General features: G+C 42.9%; 14 protein-coding genes. 6 read left to right on the forward strand and 8 right to left on the reverse strand.

The features are described 5' to 3' along the window. Positions 1-85: 85 nt before the first annotated feature. The 7 genes from L2747_RS05925 to L2747_RS05955 form a co-directional block, all read right to left on the reverse strand. On the reverse strand, positions 86-1,114 hold the full coding sequence (locus L2747_RS05925) for a methyltransferase (RefSeq protein WP_248998166.1): 1,029 nt from the start codon (positions 1,112-1,114) through the stop codon (positions 86-88). 136 nt (positions 1,115-1,250) lie between these two features. Continuing rightward, entirely contained in the window at positions 1,251-2,555 is a 1,305-nt protein-coding gene (locus tag L2747_RS05930) for an alkaline phosphatase (protein WP_248998167.1), read from the reverse strand. Between the two features lie 14 nt (positions 2,556-2,569). Further along, the gene (gshB, locus tag L2747_RS05935) at positions 2,570-3,523 is read right to left on the reverse strand and encodes a glutathione synthase (RefSeq protein ID WP_248998168.1); all 954 of its coding nucleotides are present in this window, start codon (positions 3,521-3,523) and stop codon (positions 2,570-2,572) included. A gap of 116 nt (positions 3,524-3,639) precedes the next feature. Continuing rightward, on the reverse strand, positions 3,640-4,371 hold the full coding sequence (gene rsmE, locus L2747_RS05940) for a 16S rRNA (uracil(1498)-N(3))-methyltransferase (RefSeq protein ID WP_248998169.1): 732 nt from the start codon (positions 4,369-4,371) through the stop codon (positions 3,640-3,642). 13 nt (positions 4,372-4,384) lie between these two features. Next, on the reverse strand, positions 4,385-5,128 hold the full coding sequence (locus tag L2747_RS05945; protein WP_248998170.1) for an endonuclease: 744 nt from the start codon (positions 5,126-5,128) through the stop codon (positions 4,385-4,387). A gap of 305 nt (positions 5,129-5,433) precedes the next feature. Further along, positions 5,434-5,991, reverse strand: a complete 558-nt coding sequence (locus tag L2747_RS05950; protein WP_248998171.1) for a SprT family zinc-dependent metalloprotease — start codon at positions 5,989-5,991, stop codon at positions 5,434-5,436. Between the two features lie 143 nt (positions 5,992-6,134). Beyond that, entirely contained in the window at positions 6,135-7,295 is a 1,161-nt protein-coding gene (locus tag L2747_RS05955) for a pyroglutamyl-peptidase I (RefSeq protein ID WP_428848508.1), read from the reverse strand. Between the two features lie 371 nt (positions 7,296-7,666). Here L2747_RS05955 and L2747_RS05960 point away from each other — a divergent pair, with 371 nt between their 5' ends. From L2747_RS05960 to L2747_RS05985, 6 genes are all read left to right on the forward strand, one after another. Continuing rightward, positions 7,667-9,016 (forward strand): sigma-54-dependent transcriptional regulator, encoded by a 1,350-nt coding sequence (locus L2747_RS05960; RefSeq protein WP_248998172.1) that lies wholly within the window; start codon positions 7,667-7,669, stop codon positions 9,014-9,016. A 201-nt stretch (positions 9,017-9,217) separates the two neighbouring features. Then, the gene (locus L2747_RS05965) at positions 9,218-9,823 is read left to right on the forward strand and encodes a hypothetical protein (RefSeq protein ID WP_248998173.1); all 606 of its coding nucleotides are present in this window, start codon (positions 9,218-9,220) and stop codon (positions 9,821-9,823) included. A 24-nt stretch (positions 9,824-9,847) separates the two neighbouring features. Continuing rightward, a complete protein-coding gene (locus L2747_RS05970) occupies positions 9,848-10,933 on the forward strand; it encodes a hypothetical protein (protein ID WP_248998174.1) in 1,086 nt (361 codons plus the stop codon). Between the two features lie 71 nt (positions 10,934-11,004). Beyond that, positions 11,005-11,688 (forward strand): C39 family peptidase, encoded by a 684-nt coding sequence (locus L2747_RS05975; RefSeq protein ID WP_248998175.1) that lies wholly within the window; start codon positions 11,005-11,007, stop codon positions 11,686-11,688. A gap of 8 nt (positions 11,689-11,696) precedes the next feature. Further along, positions 11,697-12,407 carry a hypothetical protein gene (locus L2747_RS05980; protein ID WP_248998176.1) on the forward strand — a complete coding sequence of 237 codons (711 nt, stop codon included), beginning with the start codon at positions 11,697-11,699 and terminating at the stop codon, positions 12,405-12,407. Positions 12,408-12,436: 29 nt separating this feature from the next. After that, positions 12,437-13,765: a transporter gene (locus L2747_RS05985; RefSeq protein ID WP_248998177.1), complete on the forward strand. Its 1,329-nt coding sequence runs from the start codon at positions 12,437-12,439 to the stop codon at positions 13,763-13,765. 98 nt (positions 13,766-13,863) lie between these two features. Here the strand turns inward: L2747_RS05985 and L2747_RS05990 are convergent, their stop codons facing one another. Continuing rightward, positions 13,864-14,775, reverse strand: a complete 912-nt coding sequence (locus L2747_RS05990) for a LysR family transcriptional regulator (RefSeq protein WP_248998178.1) — start codon at positions 14,773-14,775, stop codon at positions 13,864-13,866. Between the last annotated feature and the right edge of the window lie 122 nt (positions 14,776-14,897).

A 14,897-nucleotide genomic window follows, 5' to 3' on the forward strand; every position in this document is an offset into this window, starting at 1 on the left:
TGTGAATCAAATGATTAACCAAATATTTCAAGCCTAGAGTGTCATCTAGGAGCACTCTGGGCTTGTTGGTCGTAATGATGGCGAGTTAAGGTTTTACGTTAGAGTAAATCTTGTATTTGTTGTTTTCTGCAGCAACATTAACTGTTCCGAAATTTTCAGCAATGATATCTGAATAAGGCAAGTGACGGTTGGCAACGATATGGAATAAGCCACCAGTGGTTAAGTTGTTAGCGCCATCTTTGACGAAGCTATTGACGATTTGAGTTGTGCTGGCAAGGCCATCATGGAATGGCGGGTTTGAGATAATACCATCGTAGCGATTATTGGTTTGCGCTAGGCCGTCTGATGCAAATACTTTTGCATCAAAGCCGTTTGCTGCTAATGTTAATTGGCATGACGCTAGTGCCATTGCATTAATATCGACGCAGTCTATTTTCAGCTCAGGTTGTACTTTGAGTAGTGCCGCTGCAATCACACCTGCACCACAACCGAAATCAAGCACCTTACCTTTCATTTTTGGCAGGTTCTCAAGTAATAGTTGCGTACCTTCATCGAGTTTTTTCTCGCTAAATACACCGACTAAATTACAGATGGTAATTTGCCCTTGTGGGGTCTCTAGCTGATATTTACTCTGCCAATCGGTTAGAGTTAACTTTGGCGCATCTGCATTTAGTTCGCTCAAAAATACGATACAGTGACGGGCATTGTCGGCTTTAAATGGCTTGTCAAAATAGCTAGGTAGCTGTTTCGGTAGTGATTTTATGCCGCCCTTGTTTTCACCAACCACTATTAACTGACCTTGTGGTTTTAAATGCTTTGCAGCTAAATTAAATAGGTATGGTGCAAGCGCTTTAGCCTTTGGAAAATAAACAATCACACTGTCGAAGATATCTTCATTAGGAAGCTGGTGACCAAAATGCAGTGTTAGATTTGCAGCAGCATAAGGCTGCATCATCAAGTGGTGATGGTAATCTAATGCTAACCCGCAAACACGACTTGCAGTGCTGAGTAGCTCTTTTGGTAGGTGATCGCTTTCATAGTTAATGACCAATACTGAGTGGTCTTTGACTAATTCACTATTTCTAAGAAGGACTTGCGAAGCGTTGGTTAGCATGAGTTTTCAAGGTCGGAGTTCAATTGTAGGTAATTATACCGTAACAACCTTGGAATGCGAGTTGGAAGAGGGGCGCAACAGAAATAAAAAAGGCCGCTAAGTTTAGCGACCTTTTGATGTTGCTATCAATCTAAGTTTATTTAACTCGTGGCAATAAACTCATCATTTTTTCAGCAATATCGGTATTATCTTGATTACCCTTAAATAGGTCTGCGGCCGGACCAGCGGCAAAGACTTGTACGTCTCCACCAGTATGGCCACTGGTAGTCCAGCCGGTAAAGCTGCGGCTATCAATAACTTGCTTTAAGCTTGTTTCAAAAGCTGCTTTGCCCTGCATGCGAGCATTACTAAGGCGTTGTAACTCATCCTTGTTGACCTCAAACCCTAAGGTTTGTTTAAGCTGAGTTTGCCAGTTATCTATGGCAATGGCTTGTTCGGCAATGCTTGCGGGACTGGCTTTAATGCCTTGCAGCAAAGCAGTGTCCCAAGCGTATTCGCCATTAGCACCAATCGATAATCCACCGGTATTATGGTCAGCTGTAACAACCATTAAGGTATCAGGATTCGCGCGCACAAATTGCTCAACCACTTCAATAGCATTTGCAAAACCATGCATTTCGCTCATAGCTGTTGCGATGTCATTGTTGTGACCGGCCCAGTCAATTAAGCTGCCCTCGACCAACAGCACGAAGCCTTTATCATTTTGCGATAATAAATCGAGTGCTTTTTGGGTTAATAGACTGAGTTGAGTAGAATCTTGTTGGTCGATAACCCAAGGAAGTTGCACATCGGCAAACAAGCCGAGTACTTTACCTTGGTTAAGGTTTTCTAGTTGGCTAAAGTCGTCAATGTGCTGATAACCTTTAGCTTTAAATTGTGCAAGAAGATCTTCAGAGAAGTACTTTTGGCCACCACCTAGAATTACATCAGCATCAGAGCTTAAGTAGCTTTGGGCTATTTCATCGTAGTTACGACGACTTTCATTATGCGCGAGAAAAGCCGCTGGCGTGGCATGATTAACTTGAGAGGTGACGGCAACGCCAATTGCCATGCCACGAGCTTTTGCCATCTGCATAATGCTAGTGAGCGGGCGCTTATTTACATCGACACTAATAGCACCGTTGTAGCTTTTAACGCCGGTCGCTAATGCGGTTGCAGATGCTGCCGAGTCTGTTACATAGCCACTTTGTCTTGCAGGGTAAGTTGACGCCATACCCACTAACAAGCGGTCAAATACTGTTTGCTCAATCTCTTCTGTGTCTGGGTTGTTTTGGTAATAGCGATAAGCACTGGTATACGCAGGGCCCATACCATCCCCCACCATGATAATCATGTTTTTTGGGCGCGATGGTGCCTCATGAATATCGATATTGGCCGATGCAAATAGTGGTAACAGAACAAGGGCACTAATGGCCCATGTGCATGTTTTTCTCAAGTTCATGCCGAATCCTTTGGCTAAGCAGTTTTGTTAATTCGTGCTTCTATGGCATCCATTAGCATGCCTGTAATGTCGACATCAAATGCCGCTTCAATCTCTTTAATACAAGTTGGGCTCGTCACGTTGATTTCGGTCAGCTTGTCACCAATAACATCTAGACCTACAAAGATAAGACCACGCTTTTTAAGCTCTGGGCCAATAGTACGGGCAATGTGCCAGTCAGACTCTGATAGCGGCTGAGCTACACCACGACCACCAGCGGCTAAGTTGCCACGGGTTTCACCTTTTTGTGGAATACGGGCAAGTGAGTAAGGCACAGGCTCACCATCAACCACTAAGATACGTTTGTCACCGGCAGTGATATCAGGGATAAATGCCTGCGCCATCGCATATTGTGAACCTTCAGCGGTTAAAGTTTCGATGATAACCCCTAGGTTAGGATCGTCTTTTTTCACTCTGAAAATAGAGCTGCCACCCATGCCATCGAGCGGTTTAAGAATAATATCACCTTTAGCTTGATGGAAAGCGCGAATACGCTGTTCGTCACGAGTAACAATAGTTTCGGGGGTAAATTCAGAGAACCAAGCGGTAAACAGTTTCTCGTTCGCGTCACGCAGACTTTGTGGCTTGTTTACAATTAACACGCCTTGCTCTTCAGCGCGCTCAAGCATGTAGGTTGAATAAACAAATTCAGTGTCGAACGGCGGATCTTTACGCATTAAGATCACGTCTAAGTCAGCAAGCGGAGTATCGACTGCTTCTTCTAATTGGTACCACTCGAGTGGATCATTCTTAACGGTTAATGCGCGCATGGTTGCCATTGCTTGGCCGTTAACCATCGCCAGATCGTTCATCTCCATGTAGAACAGCTGATAACCACGAGACTGCGCTGCCATTAACATGGCAAAGCTAGAATCTTTTTTGATATTAATGTCGCTGATGGGATCCATCACGATGCCGAGTTTGATCATGGAGCGGTTTCCTTATCTTATATTCGTTTCAACGATAAATATGGGGGCATCAGCCCCCGTTTTCTAGCGTGCTACTAATAAATCTTCTATCTGGCTGTGTTTGCCATATAACGGTTTTAGCCGATATCACCAAACTTTAGCTGCAATGCGCTAATGGTGGTCAGTGCTGCGGTTTCGGTGCGCAGTACTCGTGGGCCAAGCAATACATCGGTAAATTGGTGCTCTTCTGTCATGACGATTTCAGGCGCAGATAGTCCGCCTTCAGGACCAATTACTAATCTAACGCGATTATTTGGTAGCGTTAAGCCGTTAACGCCGTGGGATGCTCGCGGATGTAAGTTAAGCTTAACGGCATCTGAAGGCTCTGCACACCAGTCAGCTAACTGCATAGCAGGGCGGATAACAGGCACCACACTGCGGCCAGACTGCTCACAGGCGCTAATGACAATCTTTTGCCACTGCTGAATTTTTTTCTCTAAACGCTCACCTGTTAACTTGACGCCACAGCGCTCAGAAAACAATGGTGTAATCGTATTCACACCGAGCTCAACCGATTTTTGGATGGTGAAATCCATTCTGTCGCCGCGAGAAATGACTTGGCCTAAATGTAAGTTAAGCGGTGATTCACTATTATTTTCCTCACTAGAGAGGACCTTAACTTCGACGTTTTTCTTACTGGCACTAATAATTTCAGCAAGATAGTCATGACCGTCACCATTGAACAAGCTAACCTGCTCACCTGAAGACATTCTTAATACGCGGCCAACATGACCTGCGGCTTCATCATCTAATGCGACCGATTGGCCGACAACTAATGTTGATTGTTGATAGATTCTTGGCACTCTCATGATGTTGCTCGCCTTATTCTGCGTATGTTTTGGAGTCGGTTAAGCCTTGGCATTGAGCTTGTACAAACTCATTATGGTTGCCTTGCACTTTAGCTATTTCGCTATCACGTCGACATTCAATAGTATCAACTGGGTAGGTTTTATCCCATGCTTTAAATAACTTTAATTGGCTGCCGGATATTTTCAAACCATAGGTTTTTTGCATATAAAAATAAGTGCGTGCAATTTGGCCACGAGTTTGCGCTGGTGGTTGTACTTTGCGGCCTTTAAAATCTACGCTAACTTGGCATTGACCATATTGATTCGGCTTAGCGTTCCATTGACTAAAACGATAGTTACTGCGATCACCGTTAACTTCCCCAATAGCCGGTACTAAGTTGTGCAGATCGGATTCCATCTTTTTAAAGGTGCGGTCTTTACGACCGCAATTTTTGCGCCCACCTTCTTGCCAACATAATAGCTGGTGGCCAAACTCCCACGCAGGTACAACATGTTCCCATTCTATGCGTGATGCACGCACTTTTTGCTTACGTATTTCATAGCCGCAAGTATTAAGTTCGGGGATCCACTTCTTACCTTTCACAGTGATATCACAACCACAATAAAAGCTGGTTTGTGGCAGATGGTTGAGATAGATCTTACGAACATTTTTTTTTGCTTGATTGAAGCTTTTTGCATGACCGTTGGAAGCATAAGTTGTTTGAGGTAACAGCCACAAAAGGCCGAGTGCTACTGTGAGCACTTTAATAAATGACATCTAAAAAATCCCTAAAAATATCGCAATTACGAAACGTATGTTCGTTTGCGGGGATTGTAAGTGAGGGGGCGGTTTGTCGCAATGATAGAGATGCTTGCCAACCACAACAAAAGTACTGTAAGTGGCTTATAAAGGTCTTTTCAGCAGAAAGTCTGTGGCTAATTGCTAACTATGCATGATGCACTATGTGCTCATTGTAAGTAGGTTATGTGGAAAATATTTTAACTTGTCGTATTGGTTTCAATAGGAGCACATTAAAACGAATGCGCTGAATACCGGCAAGCTTAAGCAAGGATTTGATTAAATTAGCTTGATTGCAGCGTACTACCACACTTTCGACAACGATATTGGGTTTCACCGCGCAGCACCTTGTTATGACGGCGAATACTAAGCTCTATAGGACCGCATTGGCAGAAATACTCGAAAGTTTTGCCCTCCACGGCGCGAGTATCGAAACTATGAGTAGTGCGCGGGGAAACCTTAAACACGCTCAACATAATGCTTTGCCATTCTCGTCCATGAGGTTTTACTCTGCCATAAAGCTGCGATGCTAATAAGTGGCTGATCTCATGGGGAACGACATCATTTAAAAATGCTTGAAGATTATCTTGAAGTAGCGCCGCATTAAAACGCAGTTTATTGAGTTGCAGATGTGCTGTACCTGCGCTTTTTCCGCGTAGTGCAAAGCTTATTTCTGGTCGTGGAAAGGTTTGCCCTAGATACGTCTCTGCGACTTGGTAGCAATGCTCAACTTGTTCTGCGATTTGTTGCTGTAGTGGGTCGCTAAAGTGGCTAGCTGGAGCGTTATTTACCGCCTGTTTAGTCTTGATAACTGACTTAAATGGATTGCGAATTTTAAGCATGGCGGCGGTTTCTCAAATGGGACTGCAAATGCGGAGCTAATCTAATTGAGGTATTTTAACTGAGGCTGAATATTCAGGCCAGCGTTGTACTGCTGGCCCACTATCATAAACAGGGTTAAATGAACTTGTAATCGCCGCTGTGGCTACAAGGTTGCCGCTGCTGCTTTAACCATCCCTTTGACTTGATTGACGATATCAGCTTCAACTTTTACATCATAAGCGCTAATACGTGGTGTATGAATATGACCAACGGGGATCTGACTATTGAACTGTTGTTGGAGTAAAATAGCTCGGTAAGAAATTTCATTTGATAAATAACCACCGCCAGAACCTTCAACTGATATTGCGTTTTGCAGCTGCGCCAATGATGTCGCTTGAAACTCACCGCCTTTTAAGGTTGATACGGTGTGATTATCATTAACTTTCCAAGGTCCTTTTACAGTTTGCATCGCTTTAATAGGTAATGAAAACTCAACAAATTCAGGGCCATTGAGTATGCCTCCATTGAACTTTGGCGCAATCGGCTTTTGTTTATTGGCACCAGTCAACACATTAAGGTTATCAGGTGCCGCTGCGCTGCGGTTTAAGCCTGGAAAACGTTCAATATCAAAATCATCGCGCCCCATACTAACGGTAAAAATCATATCAATACTGTTGTCACGATAGAAAGGTGTAAATAGTGACTCAATCATTCCTTCATCAAAGTCAGCAAAACGTACCGGGATCATCACGGTTTCAATTTGGGCTTGTTTGCCATTGACTTTAAATCGGTAACCATCAAGTGCTAGAGCCGCAAGACCAGATGGATTACTTTGGTCTATATTGCGATCGAGAAAGAAAGGGTCGAATCCAGTGAGAAGAATTTTTACTTCTGCATCTTGTTTAAAGTCGATGTCGCTAAAGCCGCGAGATGACTTCTCTACTGCATCTAGCAAGATTTCTTGTTGCCAGCCGGCAATCGCAAAACCTGGTTTTTGAGTTTTCAGTAACTCACGCATTGCCAAACGATTCCAATATAAAGAACGGTCATCTAGGTGGCCAGATTGAACATCCCGCACAGCTTGCTGCCACAGTCTTTGGCCCTGATGAGCCACCATTTGGGTGACTTTTAGTTCATCTGAGTGGCGACTGTATTTATCGCCCAATTGTGTTGCAAAGACTTGGTAACGACTAACAACCTCTGGGATCGCTTGAGTTGCTGTTGTTAGTCGGCTTTCTTCTATATTGAGTTTTGCTGAAACAGGCAGAATGTTGGTGGCTGTTGTGAGGGCTACAGCAAATAATGCCATATTAAGAGAAGCCATTACTAAATCCTTTGCAATTATAAGTGTTGTTTTTATCGCTGATTTTGAGTTTTCCAAATCATCGATTTTTTATATTTTCTAACAATAATTCAAGCCAGTATGCACTACAAAAGTAGTGATGAAAAGTTGTTCAATAGTGAAAATGTTCGCTGTAAGAGTATCTAAAATATCCCTGAGACCGCAGATTTATTGGGGCTTGGGCGCTCCTAGATGGTAGATCGTTACTATACTGTCTTACATCATCACAAGTGATGGCCTGCAAGTACTCACTCGAATTGGAGACGAGATATAGCTGCATTTCTGTGCTTTGAAAATATAGTGGCTGGCATTCACTTGGACTGATTAAGGTATTTAAGTCTAGGGAGTAGATGATGAAACGTATCAGCATCATAGGGAAAAATCATGATGATTTTTTATGTGAACAGCTCAAAAGGAAGGAAATATATGCCGATTTTTGTGCCGTTTCAGATATAGCTAAGTTTAGCTTCGATTGCCAACTGTTATTTTTGGACTTAAGAGGGCTTGAACAATTTGCTTGGGTTGAGTCGCTAGTAAGGCAGAGACATCAAAATACTTTGTTATTAGTACTGATAGAGCGAACTCAACTAAAGAGTAAACAAATTCAGAAGATTATTGGACAACATGCTTGGGATTACCATACTGCACCGTTTGAAATCGATAGACTTATTCGCTTAATGGGGCATGCACTGGGTGTTATTCGCATTCGTCAGCAGTGCATGTCTGATAGCAGCTGCATTAACCAAGGGGTTGAGACGCCATCTATAAAAGCTGTTACGCCAGTGATGCAATCGAGTGCAATGCAAATGCTTGCTAAAAATGTTGCTAGAGCCGCGCCAACCAATATCCCTATCCTTATCCGTGGTGAAAGTGGTACAGGTAAAGAGCTCATTGCCAGAAAAATTCATAACCAATCATCGCGTTCAAAAGCGCCTTTTATTGCTGTCAATTGTGGTTCGCTTATTTCCGGCGTTGTTCAATCTGAGTTATTTGGCCATGAAAAGGGGGCATTCACTGGCGCGGTTAATTGCCATAAAGGTAAAATATCTCAAGCTGATGGCGGCACACTCTTTTTAGATGAAGTGGGTGATTTACCGTTAGACCAGCAAGTCAATTTATTACGCTTCTTGCAAGAGGGCACTTTTGATACCGTGGGCGGCGTCTGTGCGCAAACCTCAGATGTCCGCGTGGTTGCTGCGACCCATATAAACTTGGAGGCTGCAATTGAGAGAGGCGAGTTTAGGCTAGATCTATTTTACCGATTAAATGGAATAACCATTGAATTACCCCCATTGAGAGAACGTACAGAAGATATTATTCAGTTGGCCAATCATTTTTGTGAGCGTTATGCCGAAGAATATAATGTTGGGAGCTGTAAGCTGAGTAAAGATGCATGTGTCGCAATGATGCGACATGAATGGACCGGAAATGTAAGAGAACTTATAAATAGGATCCGCAGAGCTGTGATCTTGTGTGAAAACGGACTGATTCAAACTAGAGATTTGGAGCTTGAGCCTATTCAAGCTAAGCCGCTGGTTCCTCTGGGGCTAAAAACAATTAAGAATCAAGTTGAGAAGCATGCGCTTGTCTCTGCGATTCAAAAGCATGATGGAAAAATGGATATCGTTGCTAATGACTTACAAATATCTAGGGCAACCTTGTATAGGCTCATTGATAAGCATGAAATATATGCGACAGAGTAGATCTCTTGTTATTTTCTCAATAATGAGAATATGACAACTTAGTTCGAGTCTCGTTAAATCAATCATTTACAAAAAAATCGGTCTCAAAAATGAGACCGATTTTTTTTTGTTTTATTTAACGTTATGTATTGTAAGACTAAAAATTATTGGCTTAGCACTTGCTACAAGGTTGGCACGGTTTAACTTTATATCGGGTGTTGGATGCAATTAAGTTTTTTTCAAAAATGCTTATGCATGTCTTTGGCGGGTTTTTCATTTGTTGTTTACTCAAACAACGATGATAGCCAGCTTATCCAACATGTTGATAATCATGCGACCGTAGGCACAAAGTCTTTTAGCAACAACAGTGGACGTATCGCAATTAACCAGGCAGCAGGTGATCGCAATCTACAATCCAATAGTCACGCTATTGCTGATCAAGTCATCATTTTATCGGACCAACAAAACCCTTACCTCAAACAGTTAGGTAGTAACACGGCATATAACCTTACGCATATTGAAGATCTCGCTTTTGAAAATGCTCAAGGACTGATTAGTGTTAACCAAGTGAGTGGTCAAGGAAACATACAGGCTAATCTTGGTGCGATTGCTCTGCAATCTGTAATTGGTTTAGGTCTTGATGATAGCGCACTTAATAACATAGTAAGCCCTACCGCTTTGCCTCTTGAACGTAACGATACAAACCACGCCGTTATTGCTCCAGACAGCTTTGAAAATGCTCAAGGCATAGTTCAGATCAACCAAGTTTCTGGCGATGGTAACAGCGCCATAAATCAGTTCTCGCTGCAGTTACCTAGTGGGAATTAAATTGCTCAAAATGGAGATATGAAAATGGAAATGAAAAAATTAACCCTAGTAATGTGTATCGGTGCGGCAATTAGTGCTCCTGCTTTTGCTGGTGGTAATAATGATTCAACTTCAAACTCAGAATCAGACAGTAGTGTATCGCTAACGAAAGAGGTCAACGTTAAAAAAGATCTTGAATACAAAGGAACAGTCAAAATTGATGGCAATATTCGAGCTGACGGTTTGGGCATGGCTGTGGTCGATAATGTTCAGGCGTCTGGCGGTAACTTAATTGGCAATGATTATTTGGAAAATGATGCCTCTATCGGTGATGCCGCCTTTGGTAATGCCAGCGGTAATATAGGCGTTAACCAAGCTGCTGGTGACTTTAATGTACAAGGTAACTCTGCAGCCTTAGCGTCTATTGATGCCAGTTTTGCTTTTGGTTCTGGTGATGCGGAAATTTTTAGTTCTCAGCGAGGCACATTTACTGGAACGGATAATTACGCTTCAACTAATACCGCAACCATTGATGGTGATGCTTTCAAAGGCGCCTCAGGTAATATCGGCGTGAATATCGCGGCAGGCGGTAACAATGTTCAGGCTAATAATATGGCCGCTTCAGCTTTTCAAGGTCGACTTGGTGAAGCGAGTGTTTCTAATAACCAAGTATCGGCTCATAACGGTATTTGGAATACCAGCGCTGTAGGTGCATCAGATGAAACCTTTACCGCTTCTGCATCAGTGACGAGTACCGGCGATTATACAGGGACTAGCACATTGCAAGAGGATTTCTATCCAGAAATTTGGATGGACGATGGTGAGCACGCTAATGGTGATGACGCGACTTTAGTCGGTCACTTAGATTTTGATGGCAACAATCCAAGTGGAGGTGAAATGGCGTTTGATGAGGTCGGCGAGCTAGATCTAGATGTTGAATTATCTATTGAGCTTCCATACATGCAAGTTATGCAAGGCACCAGCAATACAGCAACCTTAGCGGGTAATGCATTTAACGGTGCGTCGGGTAACATTGGCGTGAACATGGCATCGGGACACGGTAATTTGCAATCAAACAACCTATCACTAACGAGTATGACAGGTGGAGCCATCGTTTCAGAAGCTCCTTAATTAATACTATTAACTTAGTGTGAATAATGGCCTGGGCTTTGCTCAGGCTATTACATACAAGGACGTTATTTATGAAATATCAGCTTATTTTCGTAATGACTTTGCTATCTTCGCAAGTAACTGCTGCTGACATGATGCTAACTGGAATGATCCCGGGAATGGGCAATTACAGTAAAAATATCCAAAGTATTAGAGAGCGAAAGTTTGAGTTTGTAGTGCAACAAAAAACAGACTTTTCCTGCGGTGCGGCGAGTTTGGCGAGCATTCTTAAATATGGTTATGGCAATGAATCAATAACCGAAGAACAGGTGCTTTTGGGCATGTTAAAAGTGTCTGATGTAGAAGTGGTTCAGCAACAAGGGTTTTCTTTGCTGGATATGAAACGCTATTTGAATTCACAAAGCATGCGAGGACGGGGATACCGAGTTGGAGTCGAAGAACTTCAGCAGTTAAAAATACCTGCAATCGTATTATTAAACGATGGTGGTTATAGCCATTTTGTTGTAATGAGAAGATTTTCTGAACATCAGGTTTACCTTGGTGATCCTGCTCTTGGTAATCGTATATTAAGTTATGATGAATTTACCGATAAGTGGAACGGTATTGTGTTTGTAGTTATTGGTAATCAATACATCAAAGACAACCCACTACTTTATCCTCGAGCACAATTAACCTACAACATGCTGAGTCCGATGCAACCCTTGTCTGATGCTGAACTATTGGAGTTCGGTTTTGAGTATGCAGACATGCTCTAGGAGGCAAAATGAAATTTTGCTTAGTAACAGGGATATTATTAGTTAATTCAGTTTTTGCCGCAGACGCTCCTTTAGATGTTTTTAAAGGAAAAGAGCCGTTGTTGGATGGTGAATTGGCAGAGTTAAGAGGTAAATATACCGAAAATGGTCAAGATTTCTATTTTGGCCTACACATGCAAACCCATTATATCAATGAGCAAGGTGTGTCGCAGCAGGTACATATGCAAGTAGAGTTGGCGAACGCGAATAGCGGACCCGCTATGCGTATCACTGTCGCGGATGATGTTTTACTCGCCAATGATAACATTAATTTATCGGCATCTGGTCAGCAGCGAGGTTTACAGCAATCAATTCAAATCGCGGGTGACTTTAACCATGTTAATAATCAATTTGACTTTGAGCAAGGTAACCTAACCCCTTTGACAAATGGGGTCGAAGTGGTGTTTGGGCAAACATTGGTGAATAGTCGTGGTGATGTTGTCTATTCTACAGCAAGTGGCCAACTTGGCTATGAAGTTGCAATGTCATCAGCCTCTTTTTCTCAAGGGGTGGCTTCTCAAGGTGGTAATGGTCAACTCATTCAGTCTATTCGAGTCGATGGTGCGTTCCATCAAGTTAGTAATCACTCTTTGATCCGTTATAACGGTATTGATCTTGGCATAAAGCAAAGACAAATATTAGGTATGCAGGTACGCGACATTATTGGTAATGGACTATAGTTTTTGAAAGCATAATTAAGGATAAATAAATGGATTTTTCATGGACTAAAGTCGCTTTGCTAGTGTCAATTTCGTGTATGCCATTTTCAAGTTTTGGGGCGGATGCTGCACAAAAACCTAAAGCAACTATGACAGAAGCGGAAGAGCTGCAATTATTAAAAAAGCAGCTTATTTTACTTAATCAACAATTGCAGATGCAGCAACGAGCCATTAACCAAATGGCGCAAAAGGTGCTATCTAAAGAAGCTCAACTTAAGCAAGGTACTGCTGTAACCACGGTCGCCAAGCAACCACAAGCAAGTCAGTCCCAGCAACAATCAATTGAAAGAGCGCCTCAACAATCAACTAAAATTGCTAGTTCTAATGCATCAGCTCAGACAGCAGCACAGCCAAGTGTAAAGAAAGAGCCTGAACGTTCACGCAGTACAGAAGATGTGTTGCAAGAAGCGCACAATGTATTTGACCGTAAACTGACTATCGAGCCCTCTTTAACCTACAGCTACTACGGGCGTAAGGATTTAGTGTTACGTGGTTTTTTAGCCTTGGATGCGATTTTTCTCGGTAACCTAAATTTAGATAGAATTCGCTCTAATACAGTACAGCTGGATCTCACCACGCGTTATACCTTAAACGACAGTTGGCAATTTGAAATGGCAATGCCATTTGTCTATCGCATGAACAAATACGAGTCTGTTGGTGAAGGTAATTCGAGTCAGCTTTATGAGTCGGCAGATGTAGAAGGCGCGCAAATTGGTGACATGAGTGTTGCTGCTTACTATCGAATAATGACAGAAGGTGACGGTTGGCCTGATTGGGTGTGGAACGTAAGAGTGCGAATGCCTACTGGCGAGGACCCTTTTGGTATTAATTTAGAGTCATCCGAGTCGGGTAATTTAACTTATCCAGATCAAATCGCCACGGGCGCAGGTGTTTGGGGCATTTCAACCGGCTTTAGCTTAGCGAAAACCTATGACCCAGCAATTGTATTTTTTAACCTAAATTACGGTACTTTTCTTTCGGAAGAATATGGTGATTTATCGGGCCTTCCAGGATTATCTCCAGGAGAAATCGACTTAGGCGACTATATTGATTACAGCTTGGGGTTAGCGTTTGCCGTGTCAGAGCGAATGAGTATCGGCATGAGCTTTAATCAGCGTTTCTTTACTAAAACCCGCCAAAAGCCATTAGGCGGGCAATGGCAAGATATTGCACGTACTGATACTAACACGGCTAATCTAGGTTTAGGTGCAACGCTCGCGTTAACTGAAAACTTTTCTATGGTCACCAGTATCGGTGCTGGTTTAACGGAAGATTCGCCCGATTATCAGATCAGCTTACGCTTCCCTTATCGTTTTTAATCGGCTAAAGCTGTATGGATTGACCATATAAATTAAGCGCCTTGATAGGCGCTTTTTTACATAAGCAGGTTTATATAAGCAGATTTACATCAGCAGGTTTACATCATTAGTGACTGTAACGACTCTTGGCTAGTAAAGCGTTTATGGAAGAAGTCTAGAAACACGCTGATGTTAGTCGCTAATTGACGACGGCTAGAGTAAACACCATAAACCTTAAAAGCTTCCATCGGCCACTCTTGTAAAATAGGCACTAGCGAGCCGCTAGCTAGCTCATTTTTACAAACTGAGTTGGATAGCATGGCAATGCCAAAATCATCCATCACTAACTGCTTTACCATGACCGCACTGTTGACCCTGACTTTACGCTGAAAGTTAACCATGGTTTTTCTAGCGCCTTTACCAAGGGGCCAAATGGGCGCTGAGCGCGAGGTACCAAGCAAAATACCGCTGTGTTCAGCTAGGTCTTGCGGGGTTGCAGGGGTGCCGTGGACTTTTAAGTATCCGGGGCTGGCAACCAAAATAGGCTGACGCTCGAATAACAAACGCGCGACTAAGTCTGATGATTGCAAAGGGCCATATTTTATCGCAATGTCGTAGCCTTCACCAACCAAGCCTACTTCGCTGTCGGTAAACTGCACATCGAGCTCAACATTGGGATACAGGCGTAGAAAACCGCTACAAAGGGTAGCGATTAACTCTTGGCTGAAAGACACTGGAATAGCGATACGTAGCAAGCCGGATACGTCATTGTGGGTATTCTCAACCGTCGCTTTTGCAGCTTCAATCTCATCGTTTATACTGGAGCAGTGCTGATAAAATAGCGCGCCGACTTGAGTCAAGCTAAGGTTACGGGTATCTCGTTGCAAAAGTCGCACGCCAAGCTGTTCTTCTAGCTGGGCAACTTTACGACTTATGGTTGATTTAGGCATGCCTATTTCACGGGCAGCTTGAGAGAAACCTTTGGCTCTAACTACCGCCGCAAAGAGCATCATACCGTTTAAATCTGGCATGTTATCTCCACTGTCTCAAATATGGAACAAAGCGTCTAGCGCAGTTTAATAGCAATTGACAGGATAACAAAGTTATATTTACGGGCTAAAAATTTCAGAGGCTAAAAGCAGAGGATCTTTCG

Source organism: Shewanella marinintestina, from assembly GCF_023283845.1.
Lineage (GTDB): Bacteria > Pseudomonadota > Gammaproteobacteria > Enterobacterales > Shewanellaceae > Shewanella > Shewanella marinintestina.